General features: G+C 38.5%; 13 protein-coding genes and 1 riboswitch. Of the genes, 11 read left to right on the top strand and 2 right to left on the bottom strand.

What is annotated here, in order from left to right; translation table 11 throughout:
* Positions 1-155: 155 nt before the first annotated feature.
* The gene (locus HC179_RS19630) at positions 156-758 is read right to left on the bottom strand and encodes a LysE/ArgO family amino acid transporter (protein ID WP_168865880.1); all 603 of its coding nucleotides are present in this window, start codon (positions 756-758) and stop codon (positions 156-158) included.
* A gap of 105 nt (positions 759-863) precedes the next feature.
* On the opposite strand from HC179_RS19630, the gene HC179_RS19625 reads away from it, so the two are divergent.
* The 6 genes from HC179_RS19625 (at position 864) to HC179_RS19600 (ending at position 6,387) form a co-directional block, all read left to right on the top strand.
* Entirely contained in the window at positions 864-2,285 is a 1,422-nt protein-coding gene (locus HC179_RS19625; protein ID WP_168865879.1) for an aminotransferase-like domain-containing protein, read from the top strand.
* Between the two features lie 877 nt (positions 2,286-3,162).
* Positions 3,163-3,666: a GNAT family N-acetyltransferase gene (locus HC179_RS19620; RefSeq protein WP_168865878.1), complete on the top strand. Its 504-nt coding sequence runs from the start codon at positions 3,163-3,165 to the stop codon at positions 3,664-3,666.
* Positions 3,667-3,719: 53 nt separating this feature from the next.
* Positions 3,720-3,872, top strand: a complete 153-nt coding sequence (locus tag HC179_RS19615; RefSeq protein ID WP_168865877.1) for a hypothetical protein — start codon at positions 3,720-3,722, stop codon at positions 3,870-3,872.
* A 122-nt stretch (positions 3,873-3,994) separates the two neighbouring features.
* A complete protein-coding gene (locus HC179_RS19610; protein ID WP_168865876.1) occupies positions 3,995-4,675 on the top strand; it encodes a DUF3885 domain-containing protein in 681 nt (226 codons plus the stop codon).
* Between the two features lie 175 nt (positions 4,676-4,850).
* Positions 4,851-5,348, top strand: a complete 498-nt coding sequence (locus tag HC179_RS19605) for a P-loop nucleotide/nucleoside kinase family protein (protein ID WP_168865875.1) — start codon at positions 4,851-4,853, stop codon at positions 5,346-5,348.
* 508 nt (positions 5,349-5,856) lie between these two features.
* Positions 5,857-6,387 (top strand): GNAT family N-acetyltransferase, encoded by a 531-nt coding sequence (locus HC179_RS19600; protein ID WP_168865874.1) that lies wholly within the window; start codon positions 5,857-5,859, stop codon positions 6,385-6,387.
* A gap of 410 nt (positions 6,388-6,797) precedes the next feature.
* Here the strand turns inward: HC179_RS19600 and HC179_RS19595 are convergent, their stop codons facing one another.
* Positions 6,798-7,079: a hypothetical protein gene (locus HC179_RS19595; RefSeq protein WP_168865873.1), complete on the bottom strand. Its 282-nt coding sequence runs from the start codon at positions 7,077-7,079 to the stop codon at positions 6,798-6,800.
* Positions 7,080-7,249: 170 nt separating this feature from the next.
* Between HC179_RS19595 and HC179_RS19590 the strand changes: the two genes are divergently transcribed.
* From HC179_RS19590 to cobT, 5 genes are all read left to right on the top strand, one after another.
* Positions 7,250-7,540, top strand: coding sequence for an RNA polymerase alpha subunit C-terminal domain-containing protein (locus HC179_RS19590; RefSeq protein ID WP_168865872.1), 291 nt, complete (start codon positions 7,250-7,252; stop codon positions 7,538-7,540).
* A gap of 262 nt (positions 7,541-7,802) precedes the next feature.
* Positions 7,803-7,990, top strand: a riboswitch (cobalamin riboswitch).
* 177 nt (positions 7,991-8,167) lie between these two features.
* Entirely contained in the window at positions 8,168-8,716 is a 549-nt protein-coding gene (locus HC179_RS19585; protein WP_168865871.1) for a cob(I)yrinic acid a,c-diamide adenosyltransferase, read from the top strand.
* Between the two features lie 19 nt (positions 8,717-8,735).
* Positions 8,736-10,118 (top strand): cobyrinic acid a,c-diamide synthase CobB, encoded by a 1,383-nt coding sequence (locus HC179_RS19580; protein WP_168865870.1) that lies wholly within the window; start codon positions 8,736-8,738, stop codon positions 10,116-10,118.
* A complete protein-coding gene (locus tag HC179_RS19575) occupies positions 10,111-11,652 on the top strand; it encodes a cobyric acid synthase (protein WP_168865869.1) in 1,542 nt (513 codons plus the stop codon). Before HC179_RS19580 ends, HC179_RS19575 begins: the two co-directional genes overlap by 8 nt.
* Positions 11,636-12,676 carry a nicotinate-nucleotide--dimethylbenzimidazole phosphoribosyltransferase gene (cobT, locus tag HC179_RS19570; RefSeq protein WP_168865868.1) on the top strand — a complete coding sequence of 347 codons (1,041 nt, stop codon included), beginning with the start codon at positions 11,636-11,638 and terminating at the stop codon, positions 12,674-12,676. Before HC179_RS19575 ends, cobT begins: the two co-directional genes overlap by 17 nt.
* Positions 12,677-12,691: the final 15 nt, after the last annotated feature.

Here is a 12,691-nt window from a genome sequence, read left to right as displayed (position 1 = left end):
GGCTCAAGCACCGCCCCTAGGAAAGCGAAGCCATTTGTGGAGATCAACAGCGGTATTTAGAGCCAATACCTATGACACCTAAATTGTTCGTCTTTTATTAGGCTTTTTTAGTTTTGTCCCAGCCTCTACTTAGCAGTACTTATTTCATTAATTTATTACATTAAACCGACGAAAAGATAAATGGCAGTTCCCCAAATAAATAGTGCAGAGCTTTTATTAAACATAATCATTAATTTTCCTTTGCTGTCTAATTTCTTAATGACTGTACCTGCTAACGTTAAACCAAAAAACCAAATCCAAGAAACTACAATACAAGCAACGGTAAAGTAAATTCGCTCTGAGCCAATATACTTTAATGCACTTGTCCCAATAACTCCCACAATATCTAAAATTGCATGTGGATTTAGTAAGGAAACAGACAAGGCAAAGAGAATTTGTTTACTCGTCGGTAACGCTTTACTGGTTATAGAAGTAGTAGGTGTAGATCGCCAAATCGAGTTACCCATATAAAGTAAAAATAGTATGCCTATAACCATCAAGCTAAGTCGTAACCATTCGAATTGCAAGACGATGATGGATAAACCAAAGATAGCTAAAAGTATCAATAATGTATCACATAACGCAGCTGTAATTGTTGAGGGTAGCGCGCTAAGCAGTCGTGGTTGTGTAGCGCCTTGTGAAAATACAAATACATTTTGTACCCCTAGAGGTAAAATGAGCCCGATTGCTAGAATAATTCCATGTATAATTGCTTCCATTTGTCATCTCCCTTTCCCTAATACTGTAACTATGTTACAACTAAAAGAAAACAACCAATTGGATGGATTTTTATCCGGCCAATTTTATTGAGAGGGTGACCTTTTATGCATTGGAAGCCAGATAGGAAATCCCATCTTACCATTCATGAGCAAATCATAGAGTGGATGAGAACTCGTATTGAGAGAGGCGATTGGGCAGTTGGTACTAAGCTTCCGACACAGCGTAAACTAGCAGCACAATTTGAAGTGAATCGAAGCACAATTAATCTTGCTTTGGAAGAATTAAAAGCAGATGGTTTACTTGTATCGAGAGTAGGTTCAGGTACTTTTATAGCAAATAATTCGTGGAATGTCCTTTTAAATAAATCACAGCCTAATTGGCAGCAACATATTGATGCTAGTATTCACAAACCAAACTATCATACCATACAACTGATAAATGAATATGAGCAATATGATCACATCATACGTCTTGGAACAGGTGAGTTATCCCCTGAACTACTTCCAACCAAACAAATTGAGCGCTCCTTAAAATCACTCTCATTGGATTCTAGAGCAATAGGATACTCTGAACCACAAGGAAGTAAAAAACTGCGATGTGTTTTGTGTGAGTATTTAAAGAAAAGGGGAATTGCTACTGCACCAGAAAATATCTTAATTGTTTCAGGTGCAATTCAAGCGCTTCAATTGATTGCAATAGGATTACTAGAAGAAGGGGCTATTATTTTTCAAGAAGACCCTTCGTATTTAAATTCCATCCACCCATTTCAATCTGCTGGAATGCGTATGATGTCTATTCAGCGTGATGGCAACTTAACAGAAACATTAAGAATTGCCAAAAGAAGAAAACAATCCCTTTTCTACTGCGTGCCAACGCTTCAAAATCCAACAGGTCGCAATTGGACAAGCGAGGAAAGACAAATCTTGTATGATACTTGTGAGCAATTACAAATACCGATTATTGAAGATGATGTTTATCATGAACTGTTATTTGAACCATCATCTTCTCCTGCACTAAAATCAATCGATGGATCGGGACAAGTTTTATATATAGGAAGTGTTTCAAAGACGCTAAGTCCTGGATTACGTATAGGATGGGTAGTGGCTCCTGAGCCTGTAATTCAACGGTTAGCAGATATAAAAATGCAAACAGATTACGGTTCAAGTGCTATCTCTCAAGAAATTGTTGCTCACTGGTTGTCATCTGGAATATATGAATCACACATACTGCAGCTACGCGAACAATTGAAAATAAGAGCTTCATTTGTAGAAAAAATTTTAGAAGAACAATTTAAGAGCGTCGCAACGTGGGAGAAGTCTGAAGGAGGTTTCTATATCTGGCTTCGATTCAATGAACCTATTGTAAATAAAGCATTGTTTCTAAATCTGCTTAAGAAAAATGTACTTATAAACCCGGGTTATATATATGATACAGCAGATTTACATCACATTCGTCTTTCTTATGCATATGCATCTTTGGAAGAATTAAAAGAAGGGTTGAACTTTATAATAGAACTAGTTTGTTAATTCTCAGCTTGTTATAATTCCTAAATTATATGAGAAGTTCAATCTTCAGCAAACTGGCGCGATTGCAGCATAATGAGCCGCTCCTTACTTAAGAATTCGGCAGGGTTATTCAATATTATAACCAATGGTTTCATTTAAGGTGTCAAAAACTATAAAAGCAATAGTAAAATTATTACTTTTTAAATTTCATATTTCACCAAACGGAATAGCTGTATCCTTTATTTTACATGGAGGACAAAGAAACTAAATACATAAAAAGCAATAAGCAAAAGCTAGTTATTACAGTTGAGGTAGATAGCATAAACATTTTGAAATCTTCCTTGTGCTTAATTACTCCTTTAAACCCAAAGAATAATCCTATAAGAATTAGTAAAGTCCATATTAACATTATTGTCTGAAATGGGAACAAAGTATAGAAGTTTATAAGGAATAGTGGAAAAGTCAACAATTGAACAAACATAATGACTAAAAGAGTATTCATATAACACCACCATGTATCTCTTATCAAGAAATCCTAACTTGATAATTAAATAATTATTTCTATTATACTTTAAAAAGTAATATTTTTCCTTTGTTATTTTAATACCTAAAAAATTACAACTATTGTAACTCTACAATTGGATTAGTCTATGTTTTAGTGTCCAAAAAGACTCGTCAATCGATGAGTCTTATTACCTTTTATAATCGCCAGTTTTGGTGTCAATATCAGTGTTATTTTGGCTTATTTTTGGGTTTGAGCACCTGAAAACGAAACCCTTTACCTTAGCAGGGTAAGCTTCTTTTTTATGGAAAATTTACCTTGAGTAAATGGTCTATGTTTGAAATAATTGGTATTAAGTAATAGGGCAGGATAGCACAAGAAAGAAGGGGAAGGGTTATGTTAATCAGAGAGATAGAAATTGAGGATGCAGAGAATTTGATAAATCTCATTAAGGAAGTAGAAGGAAAATCAAATTTTATGCTAATGGAAGCTGGAGAAAGAAAAACTACTCATGAACAGCAACGAAAACATTTAGAACGTCTTGGACAACAAAACAATTCGACAATCTTTGTAGCAGAACAAGAAGGAAATTTAATAGGTTATTTGATTGCTGTTGGCGGAAGTGTAAAGAGAACTAAACACTCTGCTTACATTGTTGTTGGAATTTTAGAACAAAACAGAGGACAAGGGGTTGGAACTGTTTTATTTAAATATATTGATGAGTGGGCGAAAAGTCACCACATAACACGATTGGAGCTCACAGCGGTTACTAAAAATGAAGCAGGTGTAGCTCTATATAAAAAGAGCGGATTTGAAATAGAAGGCACAAAAAGAAATTCTCTTATGATAGATGGAACCTTTTATGATGAGTATTATATGTCAAAGTTAATAACTTTTTAACTCAATTATTTAGGAGCTATTGAAAAATTAATTATGAAGAAGGAGGAAATATAATGGTTGCCAGCTTAATTATAATTGGAATTATATTAATGATTTTAGGGATTTTATCACCTATTGGTTCTGGAACAACCATATTGATTTCTGTAATTTTATTTGGCATGGCAATAGTACTATCGTTTAAAAAAAGAAAGGTTTCAAGTTCCTGATTGCTAAGCTATATAGGATCTATAGTTAAAGAAATGTATAGTTATTTCGAAATATAGTCTTCAGCAATAGGGCGTCATTCTTGAAGAGGGATAGGTGCTTTAAAACCGAATGGGGAATTAGGATGAATGATCTTTCAAATAAATTAAATCAATTTATGAATAGAAATTTTAATGATCTCGTTCTAGCGCCGGGGTTATTTTATTCATGGGGGAATGGACTACGTTTTGAAATTTCCAACCCTGATTTATCTTTTCAAGAAAAGGCTAATCTTAAACAAGTTTATGAGCGTAGTACGGATATATTTAAAAGAGTTTTTGACGAAAATGACGAAATTTTATTAGTAACCAATGTGTACTGTCACAAAGCAGATACTTTTCTCCAAAGGAAGCCAATAAATGTGTACCGGAAGTATGTAAAGAATAGACAATCATTAAACAAATTAAGGCATGAGGTTTTGCCTAGTATCGAGTGGGATGATGAAGGAAGCGATGAATATCACAATGAAGTTACACATCGTTTTATATTTCAGTGCAAAAAAAGTGAAGTTCGCTATACACAACTTTTATTGGCGATAAGTTACGAAGACTTCGGGCATCAATCTTGTATTTTAAAAGGCTTTCCTAGGAATGGGTACGATATCTTTTTTGTGAATATATCAAAAAAGATTATTTATCATTTATACGATGATCGTGGTTGTGATGTTATAGCAGCAGATAAGGAAAATATACGCTTACTCTATGAAGTTCGCAATAAATGGATACTTGATTATGACCGAGATAAAATCGAAGGCACGTTCAGCTAAGTAGGGTTGTTACCGCTACTGTTAAAAAATCGGGCGCAGTTCTTGTAAAAGGGTATGCTATTATATTTTGCTAAAAGGTGGGAATAGTGAATGAAAATACTTGAACTAATAAAGAATTTCTTATTATTCAAGGTGAGAAACCTACCACTGAAATTAAGCCTGGGAGGTTAATAGTATGAAATCACTGGGGACGTTATACTTTTTCTGTGGGAAAATGGGAGCAGGAAAATCAACTAAATCAAAACAATTGGCGATAGATAAACATGCGGTTTTGTTGTCTGAGGATGAATGGCTTTCATCTCTTTATCCCAATCAGATCTCATCATTTGAAGATTATCTTAAATACTCAGCTCAGCTCAAGCCGTTGGTGAAAAAGCATGTCCAAAATATATTAAGCGTAGGTACAGATGTAGTGATGGATTTTCCAGCTAACACTAAAAAAATGCGAAAGTGGTTTTTGGATTTAGCTTCAGAAGTCAATGCAAACCATCAACTAATTTTTCTAAATCTAAATAACGAACATTGCTTACGTCAAATTGCTCAAAGACGTATCGAACAACCCGAAAGAGCAGCTTTTGACACAGAAGCGATGTTTATACACGTTACTAAATTTTTTGAAGCACCAGAAGCATCCGAAGGTATAAATATGTTAGAGGTTAGCGGAAAAGAATAACAAGGAGTTCAACATAGAGGGGTTGTAAGATAATTACATTTTTAAATAAAGAGAGTGAGTTGATGGTTTACATTCAAGATCATTTAGATCCTCTAGAAAAAATTTAAAACAATATCACTTAGGTGATACATAAATACTTTGAGATAATTCAACAACTGAAGGAGGATGTAAAAATATAAAAAAAAAGGAGACAGGAGATTCTTTGATTAGTTCTGTCTGAAAGTCAGGACCAATCACTGTCACCTTTTCCCTTAATCGGCTCAAATGAAGTATAAGTAAATAAAAATGACCGATAGCTTTTACATAGGTAGTCAATGAAATTATCTTGCTTGCATTGATTAAACATTTCTTTTATTCGTAAACTTATGAAGATTAGAAATCAGCATTTATGATGGTTTCTAATCCTTTTTTAAGTACGTCCTTTTAGAAGGTAAGAACTGTCCTCGATTAACATAGAATTGCTCAATATCAAATATTTCTAAAGAATGATGATTTAAATGGAGGGCTCATGAATATATACTTTATTAAATTAACTGAACCTACCTTACAACTTGTAGATAAGTTTAACCGGTGGGAAAACGACACCACTTTGATACCGAAAACACGCCCTAATCAAGACCAGTCAGAATTGGAACTGCAAAAATTCATTTCTATCGATAGTTTAACAGAACGCTTGGAGCATCATCATATTTACTTAATTTATATGGATGATCAGTTGGTTGGGGAAATGAACTATATAGTCGATCCGAACCATCTTTACAAAAAAGAGCAAGGATCAGCCTGGATTGGTATTACGATTGGTGAGCCAGAAGGGCGGGGGAAAGGAATTGGATATACGGCAATTCAATATCTTGAGAAACAGATTCAGAAGCATGGCCTTAAACGTATTGAACTTGGCGTGTTTGAATTTAACGCACAGGCACATAAACTGTATAAGAAGCTGGGATATAAGGAAATTGGAATAATAGAAAATTTTACCTATTGGCAAGATAAAATGTGGTCCGATATCCGCATGGAGAAGTATATAGGAGACGACTAAATTAATGAGGATAGGGTGTAATTATTAAACATCACGCTATAGGAAGTAGTGATTGACCAATAAAAGCTGCTACAGTCAAAATTTTGATGTTACTTTAGTTAGGACGGTCATTCAACCAATGATTCGTCAATTTTGCATCATAATGAAAATTATGATGGAAGTGCACAAGAAGAATTTTTTCATTTTAAGCATAATGATTACCAATAAGTTACTATATGAATTGGTTCTCCCGAAAAAGGCCGTTATCATAGAACAAGATTGGCGCTCAATTTTCATTTTAGGTCCTGATTCCAAAATAAATTATGGTGGATATAATGGTAATTTGAGATGAATTCTTATTGAGTAAATAAAGATGTTCAAGACGGTGGTTTGCATAGAAAAAGCCCCTTTTGAAGGGGCTTTTACTGAAATTATCTTCCGCGTCGCTCTTCTGACGGCTCTTCGTCTAAGTCCGGCTCTTCTTCATCCATGTTATACGGAGTGTCACGCTCACCAGGTTCTTTCACATCTCTTGGATCTGTGTCGATATCAAGACCCCTGTTCAGATCACGATCAAGATCACGGTCATAGCGGACAGGGCGATAGTTTACATCCTCTGGTCCATTATCGGGCTCGTTGTTCCCCATATTACATGCAGTAAGTACACTTAATGAGAAAAGAACAGACGCAAGTAAAAGCATTGATTTCTTCATTTTTATGAAACCTCCTTGTTGTTTAAAAGTGAAATCAATTTTAATATTTGCTATCCAAACATTTTTACTCTCCTTGCCAAAAATTCTCTTTGTTTCCTAAGGGATGTTTTTTTACTAGCATTTGAAAAAATATGGATAAGATAAATTTCGAAAGAAGGAGTCGTGCACTAATGACAAATACGAAATCTTTGCGAACTTGCGACCAAGGGCACCAATATTATAAAAGTAGTGATTGTCCAACCTGTCCGATTTGTGAGAAAGGACGCAAAATCGACAGTGGCTTTCTCTCACTACTTGCAGCACCAGCAAGACGGGCTTTAGAGAACAATGACATTATGACTTTAGAGCAACTATCTAGATATACGGAGAAAGAGATTTTGCAATTACACGGTATGGGACCAGCTTCCATACCTAAACTAAAGGCTGCATTAAGGGAAGTGGGCTTTTCTTTTAGAAACTAATCAATAGCTATAAATTAAATCCCAAGATAAAAGTTATATGAAGTTCTACAATTAATTGTCCTTTCTTGTACAGATATGGTTTTTTCTAGATATATCGCAGCGTAAAATACTTATTATGGTGCGGATTGATGAAATTTTTTCAAAATCAGCAATATTCACTAAAGACATTCGAAAGAAAATAGGCTACAATAAAAAGCGTTGTTAATCTATGCTTAAGCTAGTTTAGTTTAAGAACCATTAATTAAAAATTGCATAATTATTTGATACATTACAACATTTAGGTGCCTTTGTGAAGAAAGGTTAAAAGGGAAGCTGGTGAAAATCCAGCACGGACCCCGCCACTGTAAGCGTTGAATATTGCCGAGATTATCCACTGTGCAACAGCATGGGAAGGGTCGGTGATGTGCTTGAAACGCAAGTCAGGAGACCTGCCTATTTGTTTTTAAGGATTCTGCGAGGAAAGAATGCTTAAAGTGACATTCATTTATTTTTTCCAGTTATTAATGTTTTAAAGCGAATCTTTTTGGAAGAGTTTTAAAAATTATCTGGATTGAGTGGACCTTTAAACGTCTTTTTGCAACTAGCAGAAAGGCGTTTTTTTCATGCGAAAAAACAGGAGGTATGTTTATGAGTAAAAAGACGAAACAAAGGGGCTTGACACTGGTGTACACCGGAGATGGCAAAGGCAAAACAACTTCGGCAATTGGTTTGGCAGTTCGAGCAGTAGGCAGGGGGATGAAGGTGAAAATCTATCAGTTCATCAAATCACCTGATCGTACCTATGGTGAACAGATTTCTCTGAGAAAACTAGGAGTGGAGATGGAGCAGCTGGGAATTGGTTTCACTTGGACAAAGACACCAGAAGAGCATCGAGAAGCGCTTCGGAAAGGTTGGCCTAAAGCAAAGGACGCTGCCATGAGTGGTAAGTATGACATAGTTGTCTTGGACGAGTTAAATAATGCTCTAAGCATTCAAGGGTTTCCTGTAGATGATGTTCTACCATTAAAAGAAGTTTTGGCACTTATTAAGAACAAGCCTGAGCACGTTCATCTTGTCATTACAGGTAGAGATGCACCAGAAGAAGTACAGGAGGCTGCCGATCTTGTCTCTGTAGTCCATGCCGATAAGCATTATTACGACAAAGGAATTCCGGCAGTTAAAGGGGTGGAATTTTAAGAAGGAGGTGGGGAGAAAAATGGGCAAACGAAGAATTCTGATAGCAGGTACTGGCAGTGGGGTAGGGAAAACAACCATCACCATTGGTTTGATGGCGGCGATGAAGAATAAGGGTCTTAGTGTCCAAGGGTTCAAGTGTGGACCGGATTACATCGACACCTCATACCACACTGCTGTAACAGGTAGGAAGTCGCGGAATTTGGATAGTTGGATGCTTTCATCTGATTGCGTGAGAGAAGTCTTGGTTCGTGGAAGTGAGGGAGCCGATATCTCCATCATAGAAGGGGTGATGGGATTCTATGATGGGAAAGATCCGCTTTCAGATGAGGGAAGTAGTGCAGAAATAAGCATCCTCACCGGCAGTCCTGTTGTACTTGTGGTGGATTGCTCCGGAATGGCAAGGAGTGCGGCTGCAATGGTCAAGGGGTATCAGGAACTGTCAGGCAAGGTGAACATTGTTGGAGTGATCGCGAATAAAGTCGGAAGCAATGGTCATTTTCATCTGATTAAAGCAGCGGTCGAAATGGAATGTAAGATTCCAGTTATCGGCTATCTGACAAGGGAGTCCGAATTCGAGATGCCAGAGCGACATTTAGGACTTGTTCCATCCATTGAACGAGGGGAACTGGAAGGCTTTTTTCATGCATTGGGTGAGCATGTTGCAAACACGGTGGATGTTGATCGTTTATATGAGCTGGCGGATGAGGCTTCCGAGCTTACAACCGAGAGTAAGCCTTCCATTTTTACTGCATCTCCCAATAAAAAGGTTCGTATAGCCGTCGCCTATGATTCTGCTTTCCATTTTTATTATGAAGAGAACTTGGAACTTCTGCAAAACAGAGGGGCGGAATTAATCTTTTTCTCTCCATTGGAAAATGAGGAGATCCCAAATGATGTGGACGGATTGTATCTTGGTGGAGGCTTCCCGGAGGAATTTGCACCAAGACTCTCTACCAATACAAAAAGCAAGGATAGCGTCTATCAGGCAGTAGTGATAAGGGGAATTCCTACCTTTGCAGAATGTGGAGGCTATATGTATTTATGCAAGGAACTTGTGACCACAGGTGGAGACGCATATCCCATGGTTGGGATCATTCCTGGTAAAGTGCGCATGCAAACCAGGCTCGTTGCCCTTGGATACAGGGAGATCAAAGGGTTAAACGGGAATTTTCTCTTGAAGGAGGGAGAGGTGGCAAGAGGACATGAGTTCCACTATTCTACCTTTCATCACCAAACAGAGCTACCGGACGCATTTGAAACAAAAGGAATGAGAGGAAACGGGAAAGACGGGTATATCTGCAAGAACCTTGTTGCAGGATACACACATATTCATTTTGCCTCCAACCCAATGGTCGTGGAAAACTGGATTCAACAATGTCTGGAGGTAAAATTGCATGTTTAAAGGGACGCCACTGATGATCCAAGGAACGCATTCCGATGCGGGAAAAAGCGCTGTCGTAACAGCATTGTGCAGGATTTTTGCAAGAGAGGGTTATAAAACTGCACCGTTTAAATCGCAAAACATGGCGCTGAATTCCTATATTACCAGGGATGGAAAAGAAATTGGGAGGGCTCAGGGTGTTCAGGCGGAAGCAGCTGGTGTCGAGGCGACGACCGACATGAATCCCATCCTGATCAAACCTACCGGCGACTATCGATCGCAAATAGTCGTTCATGGAAGTCCTTATCGCAATATGAAAGCGGGTGCTTATCGTCAAGATTTCTATGAGTTAGGTCTAAAGATAATAACGGAAAGCTATAATCAGCTCAAAAAGGAGTTTGACTGCATCGTGATAGAAGGGGCGGGAAGTCCTGCCGAGGTGAACCTCAACGATCGTGAGCTCGTGAATATGCGTATTGCCAGGTTGACCAATGCACCTGTCATTCTTGTAGGTGATATAGAAAAGGGCGGAGTATTTGCAAGCCTTGTCGGAACATTGCAGCTATTAGAAGAGGAGGACCGTAAAAGAGTCATTGGCGTAGTCATCAATAAATTCAGGGGAGATGTGTCCCTGCTTGAACCTGGGCTTGAATGGTTTGAAGCACATACCGGCTTTCCTGTATTAGGTGTGATACCTTATGTTTCCGGCTTACATATTGAAGCGGAGGACTCTGTCGTCCTTGATAGCTATTCCAAAGAAAAAGACGGTACGAAAGACTTGGATATTGCAGTAATCCGCTTCCCTTATATCTCGAACTTCACTGATATAGATCCACTCTTTTCTGAGGAGGATTGTCATGTGAGGTATGTGCAGAGGGCGGAAGATCTCGGGGTACCGGACTTGGTCATCCTCCCTGGCAGCAAAAATACGTTAGGTGATTTGCAATTTTTGCATGAAAGTGGCATTGCGAACAGGCTACAGACTTTGGTAGAACTGGGAACTAATCTAATTGGGATATGTGGTGGATATCAAATGCTCGGTGAGGTAGTCGTGGATGAGTATGAGGTGGAATCTTCGTTAAAGGTGGGTACCGGACTTGATCTCATCCCGATGAAAACGCACATGGCAAAGGAGAAGAAGACAGTTCTTTCTGAGGGGATGCTTACGTTTAACGGAAAACAATTTTTTATTAAAGGTTATGAAATCCATATGGGAGTATCAACCGTCTCTGATAGAAAAGATGTCATGCCGTTTGTCGTGTTAACAGACCGAAAAGAAGGAGTGCAGATTGGAAATATCATAGGTACATACTTTCACGGTCTCTTCCATAATGACAGTTTTAGAGAGGAACTGTTGAACTCATTAAGACGGAAGAAAGGCCTCTCTCCTATAGTAAGCAGGAACTCTTTTGATAGAAAAAGAGAAGAGTCGTTTAATAGATTGGCAGATGTCGTAAGCACGCATCTTCATATGGAAATGATTAAGCAGAAGATGCTTGAATTTCATGAATTAAGCAAAAAGGAGGCAGGGAAACCGAATGAAGAACGTGTATAACTTAAAGCCTGTTAACCTAAAGCAAGGCGAGAAGATGGAGGAGTATTTAAACTCTTTAACCAAGCCTCAAGGTAGTTTAGGGGTTGTGGAGGAAATCGCAATTCAGCTTGCACAGATTACAGGGGAGGAGTTTCCTGAGGTAACACCACCAGGGATCATTGTTTTTGCTGCTGATCATGGTGTAGCTAGCGAAGGCGTGTCCGCATACCCTCAGGAAGTGACTGTACAAATGGTTCATAATTTCCTTGACGGGGGAGCCGCGATAAATGTATTGGGAAAACAGATTGGCGCAAAAGTTGAAATTGTCGACATAGGGGTGGCGGCAGATGTCAGCCGGGCAGGACTTCACATGAAAAAAGTCCGTAATGGGACATGTAACTTCCTCGAGCGGGATGCCATGACCAGAGAAGAGGCTTGGGATGCAATTGAAGTGGGAAGCGACATGGCAACCAATGTCATCGGAAGGGGGGCGAAATGTCTAATCGTAGGAGAAATGGGGATTGCCAACACGACGAGCAGTAGTGCTATCCTGTCTGCCTTAAGTGGGTTGGATGTAAGTGATGTCATCGGTACTGGGACTGGGATAAATTCTGAGCAATTGAAATGGAAAAAGCAAGTTATCCGTCAATCGCTTCAAGAACGAAACCCTGACCGGAATGATCCAATCGATGTACTATCGAAGGTCGGTGGCCTTGAGATTGCAGGAATGGTTGGCGCCATTTTGAAAGCAGCGGAGCTGAATATTCCGGTTATAGTGGACGGTTTCATCAGCACGGTGGCGGCTTTACTTGCGCAAAGGCTATACCCTGAAGTAAGAGGGTACCTTTTCATAGGCCATCAATCCATGGAGGCAGGCCATAAGCATGCGATTAAAATGCTAGATAAAACGCCAATCCTAAATCTCGGTCTCCGACTTGGAGAAGGGACAGGTGCGGCTCTTGCCTTTCCAATACTAATGGCGGCAACAAACATCGTGAAAGAGATGGCAACCTTTAAATCAGCAGGAGTTGCAGAAAAAATTTAAACATTACATCAAAAA

It is taken from the genome of Bacillus sp. RO1 (genome assembly GCF_012524115.1).
Lineage (GTDB): Bacteria > Bacillota > Bacilli > Bacillales > Bacillaceae_I > Sutcliffiella_A.
The sequence above is the reverse complement of the archived record's forward strand: the minus strand, read 5'-3'. Positions and strand labels throughout refer to the sequence as shown.

What these genes read in the sequence shown, in the direction of transcription:
- HC179_RS19605 (WP_168865875.1), top strand. Translation starts at nt 4,851, where the DNA reads ATGAAATCACTGGGGACGTTATACTTTTTCTGTGGGAAAATGGGAGCA.
- HC179_RS19610 (WP_168865876.1), top strand. Translation starts at nt 3,995, where the DNA reads ATGAATGATCTTTCAAATAAATTAAATCAATTTATGAATAGAAATTTT.
- HC179_RS19590 (WP_168865872.1), top strand. Translation starts at nt 7,250, where the DNA reads ATGACAAATACGAAATCTTTGCGAACTTGCGACCAAGGGCACCAATAT.
- HC179_RS19620 (WP_168865878.1), top strand. Translation starts at nt 3,163, where the DNA reads ATGTTAATCAGAGAGATAGAAATTGAGGATGCAGAGAATTTGATAAAT.
- HC179_RS19600 (WP_168865874.1), top strand. Translation starts at nt 5,857, where the DNA reads ATGAATATATACTTTATTAAATTAACTGAACCTACCTTACAACTTGTA.
- HC179_RS19595 (WP_168865873.1), bottom strand. Translation starts at nt 7,079, where the DNA reads ATGAAGAAATCAATGCTTTTACTTGCGTCTGTTCTTTTCTCATTAAGT.
- cobT (WP_168865868.1), top strand. Translation starts at nt 11,636, where the DNA reads ATGAAGAACGTGTATAACTTAAAGCCTGTTAACCTAAAGCAAGGCGAG.
- HC179_RS19615 (WP_168865877.1), top strand. Translation starts at nt 3,720, where the DNA reads ATGGTTGCCAGCTTAATTATAATTGGAATTATATTAATGATTTTAGGG.
- HC179_RS19585 (WP_168865871.1), top strand. Translation starts at nt 8,168, where the DNA reads ATGAGTAAAAAGACGAAACAAAGGGGCTTGACACTGGTGTACACCGGA.
- HC179_RS19625 (WP_168865879.1), top strand. Translation starts at nt 864, where the DNA reads ATGCATTGGAAGCCAGATAGGAAATCCCATCTTACCATTCATGAGCAA.
- HC179_RS19630 (WP_168865880.1), bottom strand. Translation starts at nt 758, where the DNA reads ATGGAAGCAATTATACATGGAATTATTCTAGCAATCGGGCTCATTTTA.
- HC179_RS19580 (WP_168865870.1), top strand. Translation starts at nt 8,736, where the DNA reads ATGGGCAAACGAAGAATTCTGATAGCAGGTACTGGCAGTGGGGTAGGG.
- HC179_RS19575 (WP_168865869.1), top strand. Translation starts at nt 10,111, where the DNA reads ATGTTTAAAGGGACGCCACTGATGATCCAAGGAACGCATTCCGATGCG.